Source organism: Flavobacterium sp. MFBS3-15 (assembly GCF_026107645.2).
In the GTDB taxonomy this organism is placed as follows: Bacteria; Bacteroidota; Bacteroidia; order Flavobacteriales; family Flavobacteriaceae; genus Flavobacterium.
Window position 1 is genome coordinate 1 of the sequence record NZ_JAPCHV010000016.1, and the last position, 18,495, is coordinate 18,495.

The window sequence follows — 18,495 nt, forward strand, 5'->3', positions numbered from 1 at the left end:
GCAAGAATTTTTGCTGTGGTGAAACGTGAAACACCTTATGTAGATCTGATGAAATATGCTGCTTAAGAGCTAGTAAAAAATATGAAATTAAACTTGTTTAAGTCATAGAATACGCAAAGTTTTCTTTTAGTTTAATGAAGGACTCAAAGTAATTTCTGCCAAAGCATAAATTAAATCAGTGGGCATCCGCCTAATCTGCGTCATCCGCATTCCCTAAAATCTTATTTTTACGTCAAATTAAAACTCATGTCATCACACCACATCGTACGCGACGACCAGGAACCCGCACTCATCATTGCCAACGGCGCCGAATGCAGCAGGGAGCTGATGGGCCAGCTGCTCGAATGGTCGCCCTTTGTAGTAGTGCTGGACAGTGCCATCGAGCGTGTCATCAACCTTGGCGTTAAGATCGATGTGCTGCTGGGCGATTTCGACCGGGGTTTCGACCCGGAGCAGTACCGCGAAATGCAGTACCCACTGGAAATAGTGTATACGCCCGACCAGGACAAGACCGACCTCGAAAAGGCGCTGGATTTCTTAATTGACCGCGGCTTTCCTGCCGTCAACGTGATATGGGCCACCGGCAGGCGTGCCGACCACACCATCACCAACATTACCAACATTGTGCGTTACCGCGACAAAATAAAGATCGTGGTGCTGGACGACCATTCTAAAGTTTTCCTGCTGCCGCAAAAGTTTGAAAAATGGTATCCCGCAGGTACTCCCCTTTCGCTGATACCTATCGGGAAAGTTTCGGGCATCCATTCCAAAAACCTGAAGTACGAGCTGGATAACGACGAGCTTACCATAGGCTACCGCACCGGGAGCAGCAACCAGGCATTGGACGACGGCATCGTAAAAATAGAGCACAGTGAAGGTGATTTATTATTGATGGAGTGCTTTGATTAGTTAACAGTCGCAGTCGCAGTTTTCAGTCAGCAACGAATTATAATTAAAGATGAAACTTTCAGAAGAACAGAAAAAGGAAATCTTACTTTCTCAAAGAGATGTTGCCAATGGCAATTTCTATGAGGATGAAATTTTAGATAAAGAAATTAGGGAATGGCTTACGGGGAAGTGGCCTTATTGATTTCTAAATCCAATAACAACAAAAAGGGACATCCCGAAAAACCGGGATGCCCCTCAAACAAATGAAAAAAATGCTTGTGAACCTGTCATAAACAGTTTTTTTAATGCCCTACGTACAGGTACTCTTTAAAGGTATCGGTCTTCGGGTCCTCGAAGATCACTTCAGGGCGGCCTTTCTCCACGATCTCGCCCAGGTACATGAACGCCACATAATCGGACAGCCTTTTTGCCTGCCTCAGCGTATGCGTTACCAGTACTATGGCAAAATCCTTGCTCAGTTCCTTGAACTGTTCCTCGATCTTGCGGCTCGATATCGGGTCAAGCGCCGACGTAGGCTCATCCGCAAGGATTACCCTTGGCTGTATGGCCAGTCCGCGGGCAAGGCAAAGGCGCTGCTGCTGCCCTATCGAAAGGCCGCTGGCCGGCTTCTTCAGCCTGTCCTTCACTTCACTCCACAAAGCGACCTTATCAAGGTAATACTCAATCTTGTCGTCCTGTTCGCTCTTGTCCTTCACGCCTTTCAGCTTCAGGGCATAGCGTATGTTGTCGGCAATGGTGCCAGGCAGCGGGTGCGGCCTTTGCGACAGCAGCCCCATTTTTTGGCGCAGGTCATACACATCAATGTTTTTGTCGAGGATGTTTTCTCCTTCAAACAGTATCTCACCCTCGGTACGGATGTCCGGATATAGGTCGGTCAGCCTGTTGAAGCTTTTCAGCAACGTGGTCTTGCCACAGCCCGATGGCCCAAGCAGTGAGGTAATGCCCTTATCGCGGATATTCAACTCCAGATTCTTTAGTGTCTGCTGTTTCCCGTGCCAAAGGCTCAGGTTATTGACATATATGAGGTTATGAAGCCCTTTAGCCTCATCTTTCTTTATAATTTCCTGGTCTATAGGAAGTGCTTTATCGTCTATCATTGTATTCTGTTTTTTGAAAGTTTGTTGCTTAACACCCTTGATACTACGCTTATCACCAATATGATCATGATAAGAACGGCCGCAGCCGCGTAGGCGCGGGCCTTAACTTCGGGTATCGGGGAGCTGAGCTGGAAGAATACGGCAAGCGGGAGTGTTGCCGCCGGTTCGCTGAGGCTTTCGGGGATGTAGTCGGTATAGCCTGCGGTGAAGAGTACCGATGCCGTATCGCCGATGCCTTTGCCCAGTGCCAAAAGGAAAGCGGTGGTAACACCCGGAAGCGACTGCTTGAGCAGGAAGCGGAAACCCGTTTCGCCCTTAAAATAGCCCAGCGACAATGCTGACTCGTACAACCCTTTGGAAACGTATTGTATCGACTCGTCCATAGAGCGCATCATGACAGGGCTGATGAGCAGCGCCACGGTAACAATGGCCGCCATGAGCGAACTCTGCCAGCCGAAAAGCAGCATGAGGTTGAAGCCGAAAGCGCCATATACGATAGCCGGTACACCCAAAAGCACATCCAGCCACAGCCTGATCCTTTTTTGCCAACGCGGATGCGAGAACAGGTAGGTATGGATGAATAATGTTGACGGAATGCTGATGATGAGCGCCAGTATGGATGCGCCGATGGCAAGATACAGCGACCCCACAATGGCATTGAGTATACCGCCTTCTTTCCCGAAATAGTAGCCGCCCTTAGGCACATCGGTAAGCATCTGCCAGTTGAGCGCCGGAAGGCCTTTGGCAAAAATGCCCCAGATGATGCTGAAAAGCACGACGACTATGATTACCGTAAACAGGAACAATATCCCTTTTACGATCTTTTCTTCAGTATGTTTTCTGTTACTCATGGCTTAGCTGCTTTTTAGGTGATAGTGGCTGATTACTTTATGGGCAAAGTAATTGAACAGGATAACGATGATAAGGAGTATGAGCGCCGAAAGCATAAGCGCCGAATCATATTTGGGTATCGACATCATCTCGCCGTAGTTGTTGGCAAGGAGCGCCGGAAGCGGATAACCCGCATCAAAAACGCTTTTGGGTATCTGTACGATATTGCCCACCACCATCAGCACCGCTATGGTTTCGCCAAAGGCTTTGCTGACCCCCAGCGTAAACGATGCGATAATGCCGTGCTTTATCTTCATCATGATTATATCCCTGATGGTCTGCCATTTGCTGGCACCCATCGAAAGGCCGGTTTCCATGAGTTCCATTGAAACCGCCTCAAACAATTCTATCAGCATGTTCAGCACGAAGGGTATTGTCGCTACCGCAATAACCACTCCCGCCGCTAAAACAGAATAGCCGGTTGCATTTTCTGCACCGGCTTGTACTGCCCATTCTGATATAAGTGGGACTATGGTAATAATACCCCATAGCCCGAAGATGACCGAAGGAATACCCGCTAATATGTCGATTGTCGTTCGTAAAACCCGCCTGACCCACAACGGCGCAAACTGCGTGATGTAGATGGCTGCCGCAAGGCAGACGGGAATCATTAAAACTAACCCGGTAAGCGTAATTATTATCGAATTGACGATGAACGGCCATAACCCGAATTTACCCTGTATAGGCATCCAGTCGGAGCCAAAGAGGACATCGCCAAGCCCTGAACCCGAAACGATGGGCCAGGATTTGTATAGGAGCGATGCCCCTATGGCGAATGGCAGTATGAGTATGATCGACAATGTAAAGAGCATCCACGATTTCCGGAACTTCTCCGCAATATATCTTGGTTTCAGCATGCCCTATAGTTTTTGTATCTGCTTTTGTACATTATCTTTTTCAAGCAGGATGTAGCCATTGCTCACTACAAAGTCCTGCCCTTTTGTAAGCACCCAGTTCAGGAATGCCTTTACCGCCGGCGATGCAGGCTTGCCTTTAGTCACCAGGAACAGCTCGCGTGCCGGTGGCGAAGGGTACCTTCCGTCGGCAATGGCCTTTGTAAGGTCGCCAAGCGTTTCATAGAAGTTTTCTTCTGCATCGATCTTTCCGTTGCCGTTCACGTCGATAGGCAGCACTTCAAGTCCCGGGTATTTTTTGCCGCTGTTGATGTCGTAAGCATAGATCACGTTGTTGTAGCCGATACCGTTCTTGTCTTTCTTAACGGCATCCGCAAGGCCCGGGTCACCGAATACCGCCACGCCTTTAAGCTCTTCCTGGGCTTTTCCGCCAAGGTACTTTGCCCATGTTTCGGCAGCGCCCGCAGCGTCAGAACGTGTGTACACATTTACTTTTTCAGATGATCCCTTCCAGTTTTGCTTGGCATCTTTAAGGAAAATGGCGCTAAGCTCCTCACGCTTCATGCCTTCTGCCTTAAGCTGTGCCAGCACCGGGTTGTTTGCAGCAATGGTTGGGATAACGGCATCTTTTGTCACGGCAAAGCCGTAAGCGCCCTGGTCTGTCTCCACTTTGCTGATCTCTTTGGAGTACATGGCAATGTCTGCAGCGCCGTTCAGCATGTCGGTCATGCCCTTACCGGCGCCACCGCCCGAAATGTTGAACTTCACATCCGGATATTCCTTACGGAATTCCTCAGCCCATACGTTGGCCAGCGGGTACAGTGCAAACGCACCCGACATGGTGATTGTACCTTCGATTTTTGCGGTACCGTCAGCGTTCGTGTCGGTATCTTTTTCTTTTGAACCGCAAGAGTTCAAAACCCCTGCCAGCACTACGGCTGATAAGGCAATGGTAATTGTTTTTTTCATTTTGTTTGAATTTAAGGAGGTTTATTATTATTTATTTTTTCTTGATAAAAAGGTCGAGGGCATTGAATGTCATCTCGATATAGGCAAAGTGCGAGGCGCCTGAGTGTTCTCCATTGGCGGCATCCTGCCTGTTGTTTACAAACTCGCCTGTAGAGAAGTACATGTACCCCACATTAAGGTCGATGAACTTTACCGGCTTGAACTGGAGCCTTGAGTCGAATCCATGCCCTAGGAACTTACCGCTCTGTCCGGTATTGTCACGGTTTCCTGTACCGGCAAGCAGGTTATTGAAACGGTCGGTGGCACTTTGCAGCCAGTAAAAGCTGTAGCCTGTGTCTATCTTATACCCTTTAACAGGTTCAAATTCGAGTTTGAATTTTGGCGTTACCACGTTCTCCGGGATGATGTAATCATCACCCGACCAGGGCCTGGCAAAGCCGTAAAAACGCTCAAACCTGTTGGTCTTGTCATCATTAGGGTCTTTATCACCCGTTACGTAACCGAAGAACACGCTTACCCTCGGCTTCCATGAGTGCTGGAATTTATAACCCACTTCGGCAGTGATCATGTAGGCGTCCTGCTTCCTTTCGCCATCATCGCCAAACTGGTAGGTACCTGTAAAGTCGTAGTTCCACGATTTGTTGAGCCATCCGTAAAAGCGCACCCCCGGCGAATGTATCATGCGGTGGCCGATGTTGCGGTCCTGCCTCAGGGCAAGGTAATACGGCTCAATCGTCACTACGTCCGACCATTTCCTCCAGTGGCCTATGGCTGCACCGAATTGCCTGTCATTGTCGGCATAATCCTTATCGTCAATGATCCTGATGATGGGGCGCAGCGCTAACAGGTCAAGCTGCCAGTCATTCTTCTCCTGCCCGAGGGCAGCCCTGAATCCAAGGAAGTTATTGGTCGTATTCCTCCATAAATTCTGTCCTATAAGCCTCCTGTCAAGGAATTCGAAAGCCTGGCGGCCGTACCTGATCATGAATGGGCGGTTGTTACCCAGGGCATCTGTACCGAATGCCTTTTTGAAATAAAGCTCGGCAAAGCCCTGTATCATTTCCCTTTTGTTTACGTCGCGGTTATCCAAAGGGTATTGCCCGTTGGTCCTGTCGCTGTCCTGCATCTCTATCACAAGCCTCAGCGGGTCGATGATATTGCGGATGCCCACATATATTTTTCCTTTATAAAGAATCGGGTAATCGGTGCTGTGGCTGTCCGGCCTGCGGATGTCGTTGTTCCTGTACTCTCCCCTAACCCTGTAATCCAATCCAAGGTCAAGCCAGTCCAGCTGCTCTGCAATCCCGGTCTTGCCCAGGTTCCTTACATACCCCGGCGGGTCGGTTTCGCGCTTGGTCCCGTATGAACCTGCTTCAACATAATACGAAGTGCGCGCCGGCTCTTCCGGTTTTACCTCCACCGGCTTTACAGTGTCGGTAACCGTTATCGTTTCCTGTGCAATAGCCCCGGCTGCTGCCCACAGTAAAATGGCAAACAACAGGAAGTACCTCTTTCTCCCCAAAAATGCTGAGGGTACAGATAGAATAAATTCTACCAAATTAGTAGAATTTGAATGTAAAAAAATAGAATCTCTTTTGGTAGTGTTTTGGGTATTGGTGTTCATCGGCTAAAAAATTTTCGGCTAAAATAGTAATTCTACTAATACGATAGAATTTATTTTTAAACTTTTTGAAAAAAAATTTAATAGCTATTTTCCTCACAATAAACCATACGTGGAAATGCCCGGCAGTAGTTGCCTGCCGGAATGTATTTTTGAGAAAGCGTTTAGGGGTTATTCCTCCAGGAAAGAGGCAATGCTGGTCTCCTTCATTACCAGGCGTGTCTGCTCCTTGATCTTCATGAATTCGCGGCGCATGGTGCACGTCACCTCATCATTGCAGTCGGCGCATTTTTGGTAATAGTCAACTGCCACGCAGGGCACCAGCGCTATGGCGCCGTCGAAAAGGCGGTGGATGTCGGCCACGGTTATGGATGGCGCGGGTTTCAGCAGGAAGTACCCCCCGCCATACCCGGTCTGGCTGCCCACATAACCGGCACGCTTGAGCACCAGCAATATCTGCTCGAGGAACTTTTTAGGGATATTCTCCTGTGTGGCTATATCAGCTGTAAATAGGTTGCCTTTATCCTGGTTTTTAGCGAGGAAAATAAGCGCCTTTAGGGCATATTTACATTTTTTTGACATCATAGGCCGTAAAGATACTACAAACAGGGACTTTTACCAATAGTTATCTGTTAACCTTTGGGCAAACACAAAAAAAAACAACCCCTTAGCCCTGACCGCAGCGGCATCCCCCGCTTTTTTCGGCGGGGATACAGCGGAGGGCAGGAATGACGGTGGCAGGGAAGCGCCGGCCAACCGCTCATGAAAAAAGCTTCACTCCTGCCCATTACTCCCCTCCCCGGCCCTCCCCAAAGGGGAGGGTGACGGGACGTAGCACTCTTGCTTAATAGACCTCACCCCCCAGCCCTTCTCCAAAGGAGAGGGAGTGAGACGTGCCGACAGTGCGTGATTTCTTCTGTTTTTTGAGATTTCTCCACTCCGCAGGCTGCGGTCGAAACCTAACGCAGTGGTTCAGCGAAGCTAAATGACAAATGACGCTGAAAACTGCGACTGTGGGTGAAAAAAGCTTCACTCCTGCCCATTAGTCCCCTCCCCGGCCCTCCCCAAAGGGGAGGGTGACGGGACGTAACAATCTTGCTTAATAAACCTCACCCCCTCCCTCTCAAGTCGCTTCGTCATTCTTCCTCGCGATTACAGAGGGGAGCAGCTTCGATCCTGCTGGTTAGACCTCACCCCCGACCCCTCTCCAAAGGAGAGGGGAGCGAGACGTGCCGACAGTACGTGATTTATTTGTTCTATTTCTTGAGATTTCTCCACTCCGCAAGCTGCGGTCGAAATGACACACAGCACTGAAAACTGCGACTGCGGCTACCCCATATTTCGTATATTTGTAAAAAAGCGAAACGAATGAGATTTAATGTTGTATCGGAGTATAAGCCGATGGGCGACCAGCCCGAGGCGATAAAGCAGCTGAGCGCGGGAATTGAGATGGGCGAACGCTTCCAGACGCTGCTGGGGGTAACAGGATCTGGTAAGACCTTTACCATGGCCAATGTGATACAGGAGGTGCAGAAACCCACGCTGGTGCTGGCCCACAACAAGACGCTGGCGGCGCAGCTGTACAGCGAGTTCAAGCAGTTTTTCCCGAACAATGCCGTGGAGTACTTCGTGTCCTACTACGACTACTACCAACCCGAGGCCTATATACCTGTAACAGGGTTGTACATAGAAAAAGACCTTTCGATAAACGAGGAGCTCGAAAAGATGCGCCTCAGCACCACCTCTTCCCTGCTCTCGGGCCGCCGCGACGTGCTGGTTGTGGCATCGGTGTCGTGCCTGTACGGTATCGGTAACCCCGTCGAGTTCCAGAAGAACGTCGTGTCCATAAAGCGGGGCGAGATGATATCGCGCACCAAGCTGCTGCACCGCCTCGTGCAAAGCCTCTACGCCCGTACCGAAGCCGACTTTACGCCGGGCACCTTCCGCATCAAGGGCGATACGGTGGAGGTATTCCCGAGCTATGGGGATGAGCCGTTCCGCATCCACTTTTTCGGGGATGAGATCGAGGAGATTGAGGCCTTTGACAAAGCGACTTCCAAAGTCATTGAAAAATACGACCGCCTGAACATTTACCCCGCCAATATGTTCGTTACCAGTCCCGATGTGCTGCAAAGCGCCATTTGGGACATACAGCAGGACCTGGTGAAGCAGGTGGACTATTTTAAGGAAATAGGCAAGCATCTGGAGGCCAAGCGCCTGGAGGAACGCACCAACTTCGACCTTGAGATGATACGCGAACTGGGCTACTGCTCGGGCATTGAGAACTACTCGCGCTACCTGGACCGCAGGCTGCCCGGCACGCGCCCGTTCTGCCTGCTGGACTATTTCCCGAAAGACTTCCTGATGGTGATCGACGAAAGCCACGTGACCGTAAGCCAGGTGCACGCCATGTACGGCGGCGACCGTTCGCGTAAGGAAAACCTCGTGGAATACGGTTTCCGCCTGCCGGCCGCGATGGATAACCGCCCGTTGAAATTCGAGGAATTTGAAGCCATGCAGAACCAGGTGGTGTACGTAAGCGCCACCCCTGCCGACTATGAGCTCGAGAAAAGCGGCGGCGTATATGTGGAGCAGGTAATCCGTCCGACAGGATTGCTTGACCCGATCATCGAGATTCGCCCGAGCCTGAACCAGATAGATGACCTTATTGAAGAGATACACCAGCGTGTGGAGCTGGACGAGCGTGTGCTTGTGACCACCCTGACCAAGCGCATGGCCGAGGAACTCGCCAAATACCTGACGAAAGTATCCATCCGATGCCGCTACATCCACAGCGAGGTGGACACGCTGGAACGTGTGGAGATCATGCAGGACCTTAGGAAGGGCATTTTCGACGTACTGATTGGTGTAAACCTTTTGCGTGAGGGGCTTGACCTGCCGGAGGTGTCGCTCGTAGCGATACTGGACGCCGACAAGGAGGGCTTCCTGCGTTCGAACCGTTCGCTGATACAGACTGTAGGCCGTGCCGCGCGTAACGTGAACGGCAAGGCGATTATGTATGCCGACAAGATTACCGACAGCATGCAGCGCACCATTGACGAAACCAACTACCGCCGCGAGAAGCAGCACAACTTTAACGTGGCCAACGGCATTGTGCCTACCGCCCTGAACAAGAAGATCGAGAACTCGACCCTGGGCAGGAGCAACGCCTACAAGATTGAGCATGCACCCAAAGTTGCCGCCGAACCCGACACGACCTATATGTCGAAAATTGACATTGAGAAAATCATCCGCGAGAAGCGCAAGTCGATGGAGAAAGCCGCTAAGGAACTGGACTTTTTACAGGCAGCGAAGTTGAGGGATGAGATTAAGGCGTTGCAGGAGAAAGTGTAGTTTTTAGTTCAGGGTTTGGAGTTCAGAGTTTAGGGTTTGGAGTTTCGGGTTGATTAAAGGTGTGTGTGTATATGCTTATTTTTTATACATTTGGGTATGACAACAAGAAATGACATAATGCATCAATTGAAAATCCACAAAAGGGAATTTTCAAAGTTCGGCATTCATTCCGTTGGCTTGTTTGGCTCCTACATCAGGAATGAACAAACGACAAACAGTGATATTGACCTGCTCATCGACTTTGAGCCGGGCAAAGCGACGTTCGATAACCTCATGGCCTTTCATGATATAGTGGAAAACCTTTTCCGCAATACTAAGGTTGAAGTAGTTACTAAAAACAGCCTGAGCCCTTATATTGGGCCAAGGATTTTAAATGAGGTGCAATACATTATTTACTAAGGCATCAATGAAAGTAAAACCACTTTTGGCATTCATAATCATTGCTTTAGCCGTATTGCTTGTATTTAATTTCGATTTTGCGACTTCAGTAGTTCCTGGATGGCACACCACTGTTTACCCGCCCTTTTTCATATCCGGATTTTTCCTTTATTGGTTCTTACTGGTAACGATTTTATATATAGTATTTTTCCGAAACGCCTTTACGCGGAATGATGTTCTCTTTTACCTTATGCTGACATTGCCACTCCTTGTCTTAGTCCAATTTTTAAGATTAGCAGATGGGTATGTTGGTGAATGGCAAATCTCCCTCACGGTCCTGATGCCGATATTTATAATTTTTGTTGTGGCGTATTTTGTGGGGCAGGTGTGGTTGGTAGTTAAGATGTTGGGGATTGGGGTTAGGAAGATTAGGACGTAAATTCTTGAGAAGTGCAAATCGATGGAGAAAGCCGCTAAGGAACTGGACTTTTTACAGGCAGCGAAGTTAAGGGATGAAATTAAAGTGTTGTAGGAGAAAATTTAAATTAGTTATGGAAAATAATAATCTATATGGTGGTCTCTCCAAAATCGAAATATCCGTAAATGAATTCGTTATAATGGAAGGTATTATAATTAGAAAGACGTATGCCCATTTATTTGCGCCTTTCATGATTGCCTTTAGCCCACCAAAAGAAACTACCCCACTTAAAATTCACGGTGATGTAAAAGCAACAAAAGGAGGAATCGGATTTGATGTTTTGGTAGAAATAGAGATTCAAGATAATTATCTATATAATGAGACTTTTAATAAAGAAGAAATTATATGGTTTGTAACGGCCCTATTGAGGCTGGCAGAACATCCTTATATAATCAATTCTACTTTTTCCGACATATCGTTTAGTGAAGTTCTTACAAAAGATGCTAGTCCCACAGTATATCCTAACGAAATTAAACCTAGAATTTTTACTGTGCCAAAAGAAACAAAAGCCATAATAGCCGAAGACACGTTAAATTGGCTAAAAGAATACCTCCCCCAAACATTGAGATTATGCAAGCAAAATCAAAAGTTTCACCATGCCTTGAAAGCATTTGACACGTCTACAATTTCTGGAAAAGCATCACTAGCATTAATATCAATATGGGGAGCAATAGAACAATTATTTTCGCCAAATACTGGTGAGCTAAAATATAGAGTTTCTTCAAATTTGGCTGCGTATTTACACACGCATGGTAAGGATAGACTGGATGTATTTAAACAATTGTCAAAACTATATAATGAACGTTCAGTCGCGGCACACACATCAAAAGATGTCGACTATTCACACGTTATAAGTTCTTTCGTTTATTTTAGAAACGCATTAATTAAAGTAATTGAAGATGGTAATGTTCCTAGTCAAGAAGAACTCGAAGAACTAATATTTAAAATATAATAGATTAATTTTATAAATTCCCCCCCGCTGGCGAACACTACTCTCGCGCAAATAAGAATAAAACAAACTCTACCGGCAAGAGCTGGAAGCTCGCGCTATCGACAATTGTAAACCAAAAGCATGAAATACTATCACTACTTATTCATCGTGTTATTCCTTTTTAGTTGCCAAAAAGAAGTAAAAGAAAAACAGCCTATACTCCTCGCCGACAGGGAAGCCCCCTTGGGTTGGGTGTACCTGCGCATTTATCCCGATAGTACGTTTGAATTTGAAACCAGGGGTTTACGGGATAGAAACCTTTTCGGCGGTAAAGCTGAAATTACAAATGACACAATATTCTTTCATTATAAAGATTCAATTCCTTATGCAGGAACCAAAGCAGTTTATACAAAAGGGGCTGTAGCCTATACTGACGGTAAAAATGGCATGCATGAATCACTCCAAATAAAACTTTCTAAATTGAACAAGTAACATGACCATCACCTTCCCCGCCCCTTCCATAGCCCACCTTGAATCCAACGACATCCTTCACGACGCGCAGGAAGCCGCGGAGCTATTGATCAACTGCCATTACCAGGGCGCGGACAGCCTTATCATCCGTGAGGAAAACCTCCCTCCTGCGTTCTTCGACCTGAAAACGGGGCTGGCGGGCGACATCCTGCAGAAGTTCTCGACGTATAGCGGGAGGCTGGCCATCATCGGCGATTTTTCAAAATATGACAGCAACAGCCTGAGGGATTTCATTTATGAAAGCAACAAAGGCAGGAGAATAAATTTTGTAAGTACTTTTGAGGAGGCTGTGAGGGTTTTATCTTTATAATAGTTACAATGGATAAGTTTGAACTGAAAATAATACGTCAACACTGGATTAAGGATGATGGCTTAGATGATAAGGCAGACCTATGTTCCCACGGAACTGTTTTTGTACAGATCGGAAATGAGATTCTTTCTTCTGAAAACGACAGTTTCTGGTGCACAAGCGCAGCAGCGCTGTTACTAATGCGTACAGTCTTTAATGACTATGCCATTGGAGATTTCGAAAGCCAGCTTATCCCCTGTTGCGGGCATTTCATGTATTCTAATGAAAGTGGGGACTCGGTAGTAATTGGCGGATGCAATTGCGGTATTGACTGGAACGTACTTCACAAAGATAATGCCGTTCAGTTATCTACCTTAAATACCAATGTAACCGTAACTATTGACGAGTATAAAACTGCGATAATGGATTTTGTTAACGATGTTGAGCTATTTTATGGAAATCCGAACGAAAAGATAGTAACTCCTGACGGATTTACTGAAAGTGGTTTTGCTCTTTTTTGGAAGAATTGGAAAGAGTTAAAAGACCGGCTAATGCTCAGTAATGAATACCTATGGTAAAGCCATTCTTGTGAAATTCAACATTTATAACTAAAAAAAGCCCCACAATCGCGAGGCTCAGTATAGTATGTATGGAGCTTAGTTGAACTTAGCCGCAATCATTTCGATAAGCTTTTCATCGCTCATTTTATTGGAAGTGCTTTCGTCAGCTAATGCATTTTTATACTGTGGCGTGCCGGCAAGGAATTTCATGAATTGTTCCTGGGAATCTCCCGTACCGGTAATGTGGATCTCGTCTACATTCTGCATCAGCGCCGCAATTTCCTTAAAGAACTTTTGCGTCAGCCCCTGCTCATGGTTGTTTTTTGCATTCTCGCTGGAATTGCCCTCCGCGCCGGGGTTGGTAACATGGCCCAGCACTACGAAATCACCGTCGCCGGATGTTCCTTTACCTACTACCGTTGCATGGTGGCCGTCCATCCATACGCCAAACTGTTTCTTATCAGACATAAATTGTTGTTTTTGTAAATGTATGCCTATAAAGAGCTACTACTGTTTTAATTGGGTTAAGATTGGCAATTTATTTGCACCATAATAAAAGGAATGCATGGATACTGTTTTGCGGACGTTACTGTGGCGAGTTTGGAGGAGGCTGTGAGGGTATTGTCGTTGTAGTCACAGTATAATAGTGAAAGCTTCGGTGGCGGTTTTAGGGTTTGCATCAAAATTGGATTGGGCATTAAAATTATCTCCGGACATTTCAATAATGGAAAGTTCCGCTTTTGTTTCAAAAATGCATTTTCCCATTATTTAACCGGACGGAAAATCGCCCGGACTCAAAATTCACACCGGCAGTGCCCTAAAACCATCGGCAGTATCATCAAAAATACCCATGTCAAAACCATAGGGTACCCCCAACAGGATGAAAAAAGGGTATAAAAAGGCCCTGCCATATCCAGGAGGATGTCCTCAATAAAAAATTGGTCTTTTGTTTCATTTTTGTTTCGCGTCAAATCACCCGATGCCAAAAAAATGAAAAATGGAAGGTGTGTTATTTTTGGGAAATTTTCTTCGAAAACCCGTTCGACACGAAAAACACCATGGTATTGCTGCGCTTTTTCAGCAGGCTCCAGTTGATGATGACGCCCACGACGCAAATGATCATCAGGATAGCGAGTAAAGCAATGTATATCAGGTCGTTGACATCTCCGGACACGGGAAATTCCAGCACGAAAAAGTACAGTGATATAATGAATACGATTATTGATAATATGAGAGAAAATAATCTCATGCCTTTTACTTTAGGGATAATAATGTAATGTTACAGCAAAAGGAAATCAGTATTAGTTAGTAATAATAATGCTTTTTGGCATTGAAACCGAAGTAGTTACAACGCAGGCTGTTGAATTTTAGTATGATACAAATTTAAGGGATTTTATGTTATCCTTAACATTTCGGAGAAGTTTATTTGAACAAATGATTGTTCATAACGCGACCATAAGCGCCTGCATTGACTCATACTCCCCTTCCCTGCCCGTTATCCTGTATATGAAGTCATATTCGATTTCCCCGTCCAGAAAATCCTGGTAAAACTTTGATTCCATTACCAGCTTTTCGTTCTCATCTGCCTCCGCAGGCTGCAGGGTCATTTCCTTGTTGCATACTCCTTCGGCTACAAACTCAAACGTGTCTTTCTCATAAGTTTTTATAACACCAACAATCTCAAAATCAGGGCTATCAATATTCTTATACACATCGATGTCGAGTTTTATGGCATGCTCGCGGTACTCGGCAGCAATGCTGTGCTCGTTTTCCTTGAACTTGAAATGCCCATCGGTTTTAAAAAACTCCTTAAATCCGTCGAAAATACGCTTTATTTCCTCCTTTTTCAGTTCTTTCCGCTTGTAATCATAACGCTTTTTGAGCGTGTCATGCTCCGCCTTGATATCGATCTTTATTTTGAGGTAGCCTAAATCCATGATTACAGTTCAGCAACTTTAGGTTTGTAGAAATTCACGTAGAAAAAATTGTTGGGATCCACATTTGCTTGTACTACCATCGCTTTTATCTTCTCTGTCCTTTCGGAGTCGGTTGCACCCAGGAACAAAAGCAGCTCTGCAAGATTGCCAAACTTAAAGCTTAGGCCGGTATTTAAGGAATATTCGGTAATACTGTACTCGGCAGTCTGCACATCCACACCCGCTTGGGCAAAAGCATCGTGTATTATTTTGAAATTATCGGTCATCAGTTGGTGTTTTAACGATTGATACAAATTAGCGCTTATATTTTAAACATGCTCTTAAATAAAGCCTAAACTTTAACGGCAGTCACTTATAAAACAAAAGCCCCGTTATCACGAAGCTTTTGGACTAATAGTAGTTATTCAGGTTACATATAATTTTACATTTTATCGTCTCCTACAATCTGAACTTTACCATTTGGAACATCACCGGAAGTATCCTTAATTATAAGTACTCCCAGCACATTCAGCGGAATGTCGATTGGCTCTTCCGACGCTTTAATCTCTTCCGTCAGTTTTTCATAATCCATCGGGTTCAGCACGAGCGAATCACCTTTTTCTATTCTTTTGGCAAACAGATAGTTCCTTATGGCTGCTATCGATATTTCATTTCCTATTACTACAAATTCAGGCATAGCTTCTTATTTTTATATAGCTAAAATACTACAGCCAAAATGAAATATTGACAAGGTTATGTTAATTTAAACCGGACATCAGTCAGGCGATGCATAACCTAATAAATGCTATTGACAATCTCCCCTTATTCCACTATATTTGCGGTCAATAATTTAAAAACGATGATAAATATTACATTGCCGGACGGTTCGGTGAAAAAGTTCGACGCGGGTGTTACACCTATGGACGTTGCCATGAGCATTAGTGAAGGATTAGCAAGAAACGTGATTTCCGCTTCCTTTAATGGTACAACTGTTGAAACAAAAACCCCATTGACGACGGACGGCTCTCTAATATTATATACCTGGAACGATGCAGAAGGCAAAAAGGCTTTCTGGCACTCATCGTCGCACGTACTGGCGCAGGCGTTGCAGGAAATGTATCCGGGCATCAAACTGACTATCGGCCCTGCAATTGATAATGGTTTTTACTACGACGTTGATTTTGGAGACAATGTTGTAACTGATAAAGACTTTAAAGCCATCGAGGACCGTTTTCTGGCAATTGCCCGCGAAAAGCATGAATTTACAATGCGTGAAGCCTCTAAGGCAGATGCGCTTGACTTTTATAAAAAAGAGAACAACCAATATAAGGTAGAGCTGATTGAGAACCTGGAAGACGGTACTATCACTTTTTGCGACCACGCGACCTTTACCGACCTTTGCCGCGGCGGGCACATCCCGAATACGGGCATCATCAAGGCGATGAAGATCATGAGCGTGGCAGGTGCTTACTGGCGTGGCGATGAGAAAAACAAGCAGCTGACAAGGGTGTATGGCATCTCTTTCCCAAAACAGAAAGACCTTACAGAATACCTGGAACTGCTGGAAGAGGCCAAGCGCCGCGACCATAGGAAACTGGGGAAGGAACTCGACTTGTTTGCCTTTAGCAGCAAGGTGGGCCAGGGATTGCCATTGTGGCTGCCAAAAGGTGCGGCACTGCGCGACCGCCTGGAGCAGTTCCTTAAAAAAGCCCAAAAGAAAGCCGGCTATGAGCAGGTAGTAACACCGCACATCGGGCAGAAAGAGCTATATGTAACATCGGGCCACTATGCAAAATATGGTGCTGACAGCTTCCAGCCTATCCACACGCCAAATGAAGGTGAGGAATTCCTGCTAAAGCCAATGAACTGCCCACACCACTGCGAGATATACAACACCAAACCGTGGTCGTATAAAGACCTGCCGAAGCGTTATGCTGAATTCGGCACCGTATATCGTTATGAGCAAAGTGGCGAGCTTCATGGCCTGACCCGTGTTCGCGGATTTACCCAGGATGATGCGCACATTTTCTGTACACCTGATCAATTGGATGCTGAATTCAAGAATGTGATTGACCTGGTGCTGTATGTATTCAGTTCGCTTGGTTTTGAGAACTTCAGTGCACAAATTTCTCTACGTGATAAAGAGAACCGGGAAAAATACATCGGCTCTGAAGAGAACTGGGAAAAGGCTGAAAATGCCATCATCAATGCTGCACGTGACAAAGGCCTTAACACCGTGGTAGAATATGGCGAGGCAGCCTTTTATGGCCCTAAGCTGGACTTCATGGTTAAGGATGCCCTCGGCCGCCAGTGGCAATTAGGCACCATTCAGGTGGACTATAACCTGCCGGAACGTTTCGACCTTAGTTACAAAGGGTCTGATAATGAGCTGCACAGGCCAGTGATGATACACCGCGCACCGTTCGGTTCGATGGAGCGTTTCATTGCTATTTTATTAGAAAATACAGCAGGAAACTTCCCGCTTTGGCTCATGCCGGAGCAGGCTATCATATTGTCTCTTAGCGAGAAATATGAAAATTATGCTAAAAAAGTTTTAGAATTGCTGGAAAATCACGAAATTCGCGCCCTAATCGACAACCGTAACGAGACGATAGGCAGGAAAATACGCGAAGCAGAAGTGCAGAAAGTACCGTTTATGCTGATCGTTGGCGAGGAAGAAGAGAAAAACGGGACGATTTCCGTGCGACGCCATGGCGATGCAGGCAAGTCGAACCAAAGCATGACAATTGAAGAATTTGCCGCAGCAGTGCAGGCAGAAATAGATAAAACATTAAAAGCATTCTAAGTTTAACTTAAAATTTAAGAGCCATAGCAATCAGAAACAACAGGGGCCCAGCCCGCGTAGAAAAAAAAGATCCGCACAGGATCAACAATCTCATCCGTGTACCCGAGGTAAGGCTCGTGGGCGAAAACATAGAGCCGGGGGTTTATAAAACCTCACAGGCGCTACAGTTTGCCGAGCAGCAGGAACTGGACCTTGTGGAGATCTCTCCCAATGCCGAGCCGCCGGTATGTAAAATCATGGATTACAAGAAGTTTCTTTATGAGCAGAAGAAGCGCGACAAGATGCTTAAAGCAAAAAGCGCGCAGATTACTGTAAAGGAGATTCGTTTTGGCCCGCAGACCGATGAGCACGACTATGAGTTCAAGAAAAAGAACGCTGAGAAATTCCTGAAAGAAGGTTCGAAGCTAAAAGCATTCGTATTTTTCAAAGGCCGCTCGATCATCTATAAGGAACAGGGACAAATCCTGTTGCTTAGGCTGGCTACCGACCTTGAAGAATGGGGCAAAGTAGAATCTATGCCTGTACTGGAAGGAAAAAGGATGATCATGTTCATCGCTCCGAAGAAGAAGAAAGTGTAAGAAAAGTTTCAGTAGCGGTCCCGGTTGACGGCCTATGTAAACTAAAAAAAGTAAGTAAGATAAATCAAAATACAGGAAGAAAATGCCTAAAATGAAAACCAAATCCGGAGCCAAAAAGCGCTTTAAAGTCACTGGCTCAGGTAAGATCAAAAGAAAGCACGCTTTCAAGAGTCACATCCTGACTAAAAAATCGAAGAAGCGTAAGCTTGCCCTTACTCATTCTGCTTTGGTACACCCAACAGATGAGAGGAGCGTTAAACAGCAATTGAGGCTTATCTAATACGCCGCTGTTTCGGTTAAAACAATTAATAACCCTGGAGTATGGCTTTTAAG

At 46.1% G+C, this 18,495-nt stretch carries 22 protein-coding genes and 1 pseudogene; 12 read left to right on the top strand and 11 right to left on the bottom strand.

Annotated features, from left to right (window positions below; translation table 11 throughout):
• Nucleotides 1-246: 246 nt before the first annotated feature.
• On the top strand, nucleotides 247-909 hold the full coding sequence (locus tag OGH69_RS13845) for a thiamine diphosphokinase (protein ID WP_265175078.1): 663 nt from the start codon (nucleotides 247-249) through the stop codon (nucleotides 907-909).
• Nucleotides 910-958: 49 nt separating this feature from the next.
• Entirely contained in the window at nucleotides 959-1,090 is a 132-nt protein-coding gene (locus tag OGH69_RS13850) for a hypothetical protein (RefSeq protein WP_265175079.1), read from the top strand.
• Between the two features lie 100 nt (nucleotides 1,091-1,190).
• Here the strand turns inward: OGH69_RS13850 and OGH69_RS13855 are convergent, their stop codons facing one another.
• The 6 genes from OGH69_RS13855 to OGH69_RS13880 form a co-directional block, all read right to left on the bottom strand.
• The gene (locus OGH69_RS13855) at nucleotides 1,191-2,006 is read right to left on the bottom strand and encodes a phosphate ABC transporter ATP-binding protein (RefSeq protein ID WP_265175080.1); all 816 of its coding nucleotides are present in this window, start codon (nucleotides 2,004-2,006) and stop codon (nucleotides 1,191-1,193) included.
• On the bottom strand, nucleotides 2,003-2,857 hold the full coding sequence (locus OGH69_RS13860) for a PstA family ABC transporter permease (protein ID WP_265175081.1): 855 nt from the start codon (nucleotides 2,855-2,857) through the stop codon (nucleotides 2,003-2,005). The genes OGH69_RS13855 and OGH69_RS13860 overlap by 4 nt, the downstream gene beginning before the upstream one ends.
• 3 nt (nucleotides 2,858-2,860) lie before the next feature.
• On the bottom strand, nucleotides 2,861-3,754 hold the full coding sequence (gene pstC / locus OGH69_RS13865) for a phosphate ABC transporter permease subunit PstC (protein WP_265175082.1): 894 nt from the start codon (nucleotides 3,752-3,754) through the stop codon (nucleotides 2,861-2,863).
• A gap of 3 nt (nucleotides 3,755-3,757) precedes the next feature.
• Nucleotides 3,758-4,720 carry a PstS family phosphate ABC transporter substrate-binding protein gene (locus OGH69_RS13870; protein WP_265175083.1) on the bottom strand — a complete coding sequence of 321 codons (963 nt, stop codon included), beginning with the start codon at nucleotides 4,718-4,720 and terminating at the stop codon, nucleotides 3,758-3,760.
• Between the two features lie 31 nt (nucleotides 4,721-4,751).
• Complete coding sequence (locus OGH69_RS13875; protein ID WP_265175084.1) at nucleotides 4,752-6,278, bottom strand: alginate export family protein; 1,527 nt, start codon at nucleotides 6,276-6,278, stop codon at nucleotides 4,752-4,754.
• Between the two features lie 234 nt (nucleotides 6,279-6,512).
• A complete protein-coding gene (locus OGH69_RS13880; RefSeq protein ID WP_265175085.1) occupies nucleotides 6,513-6,926 on the bottom strand; it encodes an RrF2 family transcriptional regulator in 414 nt (137 codons plus the stop codon).
• Between the two features lie 783 nt (nucleotides 6,927-7,709).
• On the opposite strand from OGH69_RS13880, the gene uvrB reads away from it, so the two are divergent.
• From uvrB to OGH69_RS13915, 7 genes and pseudogenes are all read left to right on the top strand, one after another.
• The gene (uvrB, locus tag OGH69_RS13885; RefSeq protein WP_265175086.1) at nucleotides 7,710-9,695 is read left to right on the top strand and encodes an excinuclease ABC subunit UvrB; all 1,986 of its coding nucleotides are present in this window, start codon (nucleotides 7,710-7,712) and stop codon (nucleotides 9,693-9,695) included.
• Between the two features lie 96 nt (nucleotides 9,696-9,791).
• Entirely contained in the window at nucleotides 9,792-10,094 is a 303-nt protein-coding gene (locus OGH69_RS13890) for a nucleotidyltransferase family protein (RefSeq protein WP_265175087.1), read from the top strand.
• A 418-nt stretch (nucleotides 10,095-10,512) separates the two neighbouring features.
• Nucleotides 10,513-10,605: pseudogene (locus OGH69_RS13895) on the top strand (UvrB/UvrC motif-containing protein); the annotation flags it as partial.
• Between the two features lie 19 nt (nucleotides 10,606-10,624).
• Nucleotides 10,625-11,503: a HEPN domain-containing protein gene (locus OGH69_RS13900; RefSeq protein ID WP_265175088.1), complete on the top strand. Its 879-nt coding sequence runs from the start codon at nucleotides 10,625-10,627 to the stop codon at nucleotides 11,501-11,503.
• Nucleotides 11,504-11,623: 120 nt separating this feature from the next.
• Nucleotides 11,624-11,974 (top strand): hypothetical protein, encoded by a 351-nt coding sequence (locus OGH69_RS13905; RefSeq protein ID WP_265175089.1) that lies wholly within the window; start codon nucleotides 11,624-11,626, stop codon nucleotides 11,972-11,974.
• A gap of 1 nt (nucleotide 11,975) precedes the next feature.
• Nucleotides 11,976-12,323, top strand: a complete 348-nt coding sequence (locus tag OGH69_RS13910) for a DUF4180 domain-containing protein (protein ID WP_265175090.1) — start codon at nucleotides 11,976-11,978, stop codon at nucleotides 12,321-12,323.
• 8 nt (nucleotides 12,324-12,331) lie between these two features.
• Nucleotides 12,332-12,880 (top strand): hypothetical protein, encoded by a 549-nt coding sequence (locus OGH69_RS13915; RefSeq protein ID WP_265175091.1) that lies wholly within the window; start codon nucleotides 12,332-12,334, stop codon nucleotides 12,878-12,880.
• Nucleotides 12,881-12,958: 78 nt separating this feature from the next.
• Here OGH69_RS13915 and OGH69_RS13920 read toward each other — a convergent pair whose 3' ends face one another.
• From OGH69_RS13920 to OGH69_RS13940, 5 genes are all read right to left on the bottom strand, one after another.
• Nucleotides 12,959-13,330: a hypothetical protein gene (locus tag OGH69_RS13920; protein ID WP_265175092.1), complete on the bottom strand. Its 372-nt coding sequence runs from the start codon at nucleotides 13,328-13,330 to the stop codon at nucleotides 12,959-12,961.
• Between the two features lie 541 nt (nucleotides 13,331-13,871).
• On the bottom strand, nucleotides 13,872-14,111 hold the full coding sequence (locus OGH69_RS13925) for a hypothetical protein (RefSeq protein ID WP_265175093.1): 240 nt from the start codon (nucleotides 14,109-14,111) through the stop codon (nucleotides 13,872-13,874).
• A gap of 193 nt (nucleotides 14,112-14,304) precedes the next feature.
• Entirely contained in the window at nucleotides 14,305-14,799 is a 495-nt protein-coding gene (locus OGH69_RS13930) for a hypothetical protein (RefSeq protein WP_265175094.1), read from the bottom strand.
• A 2-nt stretch (nucleotides 14,800-14,801) separates the two neighbouring features.
• Nucleotides 14,802-15,065 carry a hypothetical protein gene (locus OGH69_RS13935; RefSeq protein ID WP_265175095.1) on the bottom strand — a complete coding sequence of 88 codons (264 nt, stop codon included), beginning with the start codon at nucleotides 15,063-15,065 and terminating at the stop codon, nucleotides 14,802-14,804.
• A gap of 155 nt (nucleotides 15,066-15,220) precedes the next feature.
• Nucleotides 15,221-15,475 carry a hypothetical protein gene (locus tag OGH69_RS13940; RefSeq protein ID WP_265175096.1) on the bottom strand — a complete coding sequence of 85 codons (255 nt, stop codon included), beginning with the start codon at nucleotides 15,473-15,475 and terminating at the stop codon, nucleotides 15,221-15,223.
• Nucleotides 15,476-15,637: 162 nt separating this feature from the next.
• Between OGH69_RS13940 and thrS the strand changes: the two genes are divergently transcribed.
• The 3 genes from thrS to rpmI all read left to right on the top strand — a co-directional run bounded on the left by thrS (nucleotide 15,638) and on the right by rpmI (nucleotide 18,442).
• Entirely contained in the window at nucleotides 15,638-17,584 is a 1,947-nt protein-coding gene (gene thrS, locus OGH69_RS13945) for a threonine--tRNA ligase (protein ID WP_265175097.1), read from the top strand.
• 29 nt (nucleotides 17,585-17,613) lie between these two features.
• Nucleotides 17,614-18,162, top strand: a complete 549-nt coding sequence (gene infC, locus OGH69_RS13950; RefSeq protein WP_265175198.1) for a translation initiation factor IF-3 — start codon at nucleotides 17,614-17,616, stop codon at nucleotides 18,160-18,162.
• An 82-nt stretch (nucleotides 18,163-18,244) separates the two neighbouring features.
• On the top strand, nucleotides 18,245-18,442 hold the full coding sequence (gene rpmI / locus OGH69_RS13955) for a 50S ribosomal protein L35 (protein ID WP_265175098.1): 198 nt from the start codon (nucleotides 18,245-18,247) through the stop codon (nucleotides 18,440-18,442).
• Nucleotides 18,443-18,495: the final 53 nt, after the last annotated feature.

Coding starts and splice junctions, on each gene's coding strand:
- OGH69_RS13870 (WP_265175083.1), bottom strand. CDS start 4,720: ATGAAAAAAACAATTACCATTGCCTTATCAGCCGTAGTGCTGGCAGGG.
- OGH69_RS13905 (WP_265175089.1), top strand. CDS start 11,624: ATGAAATACTATCACTACTTATTCATCGTGTTATTCCTTTTTAGTTGC.
- pstC (WP_265175082.1), bottom strand. CDS start 3,754: ATGCTGAAACCAAGATATATTGCGGAGAAGTTCCGGAAATCGTGGATG.
- OGH69_RS13890 (WP_265175087.1), top strand. CDS start 9,792: ATGACAACAAGAAATGACATAATGCATCAATTGAAAATCCACAAAAGG.
- OGH69_RS13930 (WP_265175094.1), bottom strand. CDS start 14,799: ATGGATTTAGGCTACCTCAAAATAAAGATCGATATCAAGGCGGAGCAT.
- OGH69_RS13925 (WP_265175093.1), bottom strand. CDS start 14,111: ATGAGATTATTTTCTCTCATATTATCAATAATCGTATTCATTATATCA.
- OGH69_RS13850 (WP_265175079.1), top strand. CDS start 959: ATGAAACTTTCAGAAGAACAGAAAAAGGAAATCTTACTTTCTCAAAGA.
- OGH69_RS13880 (WP_265175085.1), bottom strand. CDS start 6,926: ATGATGTCAAAAAAATGTAAATATGCCCTAAAGGCGCTTATTTTCCTC.
- OGH69_RS13860 (WP_265175081.1), bottom strand. CDS start 2,857: ATGAGTAACAGAAAACATACTGAAGAAAAGATCGTAAAAGGGATATTG.
- OGH69_RS13935 (WP_265175095.1), bottom strand. CDS start 15,065: ATGACCGATAATTTCAAAATAATACACGATGCTTTTGCCCAAGCGGGT.
- thrS (WP_265175097.1), top strand. CDS start 15,638: ATGATAAATATTACATTGCCGGACGGTTCGGTGAAAAAGTTCGACGCG.
- OGH69_RS13845 (WP_265175078.1), top strand. CDS start 247: ATGTCATCACACCACATCGTACGCGACGACCAGGAACCCGCACTCATC.
- OGH69_RS13900 (WP_265175088.1), top strand. CDS start 10,625: ATGGAAAATAATAATCTATATGGTGGTCTCTCCAAAATCGAAATATCC.
- OGH69_RS13915 (WP_265175091.1), top strand. CDS start 12,332: ATGGATAAGTTTGAACTGAAAATAATACGTCAACACTGGATTAAGGAT.
- OGH69_RS13855 (WP_265175080.1), bottom strand. CDS start 2,006: ATGATAGACGATAAAGCACTTCCTATAGACCAGGAAATTATAAAGAAA.
- OGH69_RS13920 (WP_265175092.1), bottom strand. CDS start 13,330: ATGTCTGATAAGAAACAGTTTGGCGTATGGATGGACGGCCACCATGCA.
- OGH69_RS13910 (WP_265175090.1), top strand. CDS start 11,976: ATGACCATCACCTTCCCCGCCCCTTCCATAGCCCACCTTGAATCCAAC.
- uvrB (WP_265175086.1), top strand. CDS start 7,710: ATGAGATTTAATGTTGTATCGGAGTATAAGCCGATGGGCGACCAGCCC.
- OGH69_RS13940 (WP_265175096.1), bottom strand. CDS start 15,475: ATGCCTGAATTTGTAGTAATAGGAAATGAAATATCGATAGCAGCCATA.
- rpmI (WP_265175098.1), top strand. CDS start 18,245: ATGCCTAAAATGAAAACCAAATCCGGAGCCAAAAAGCGCTTTAAAGTC.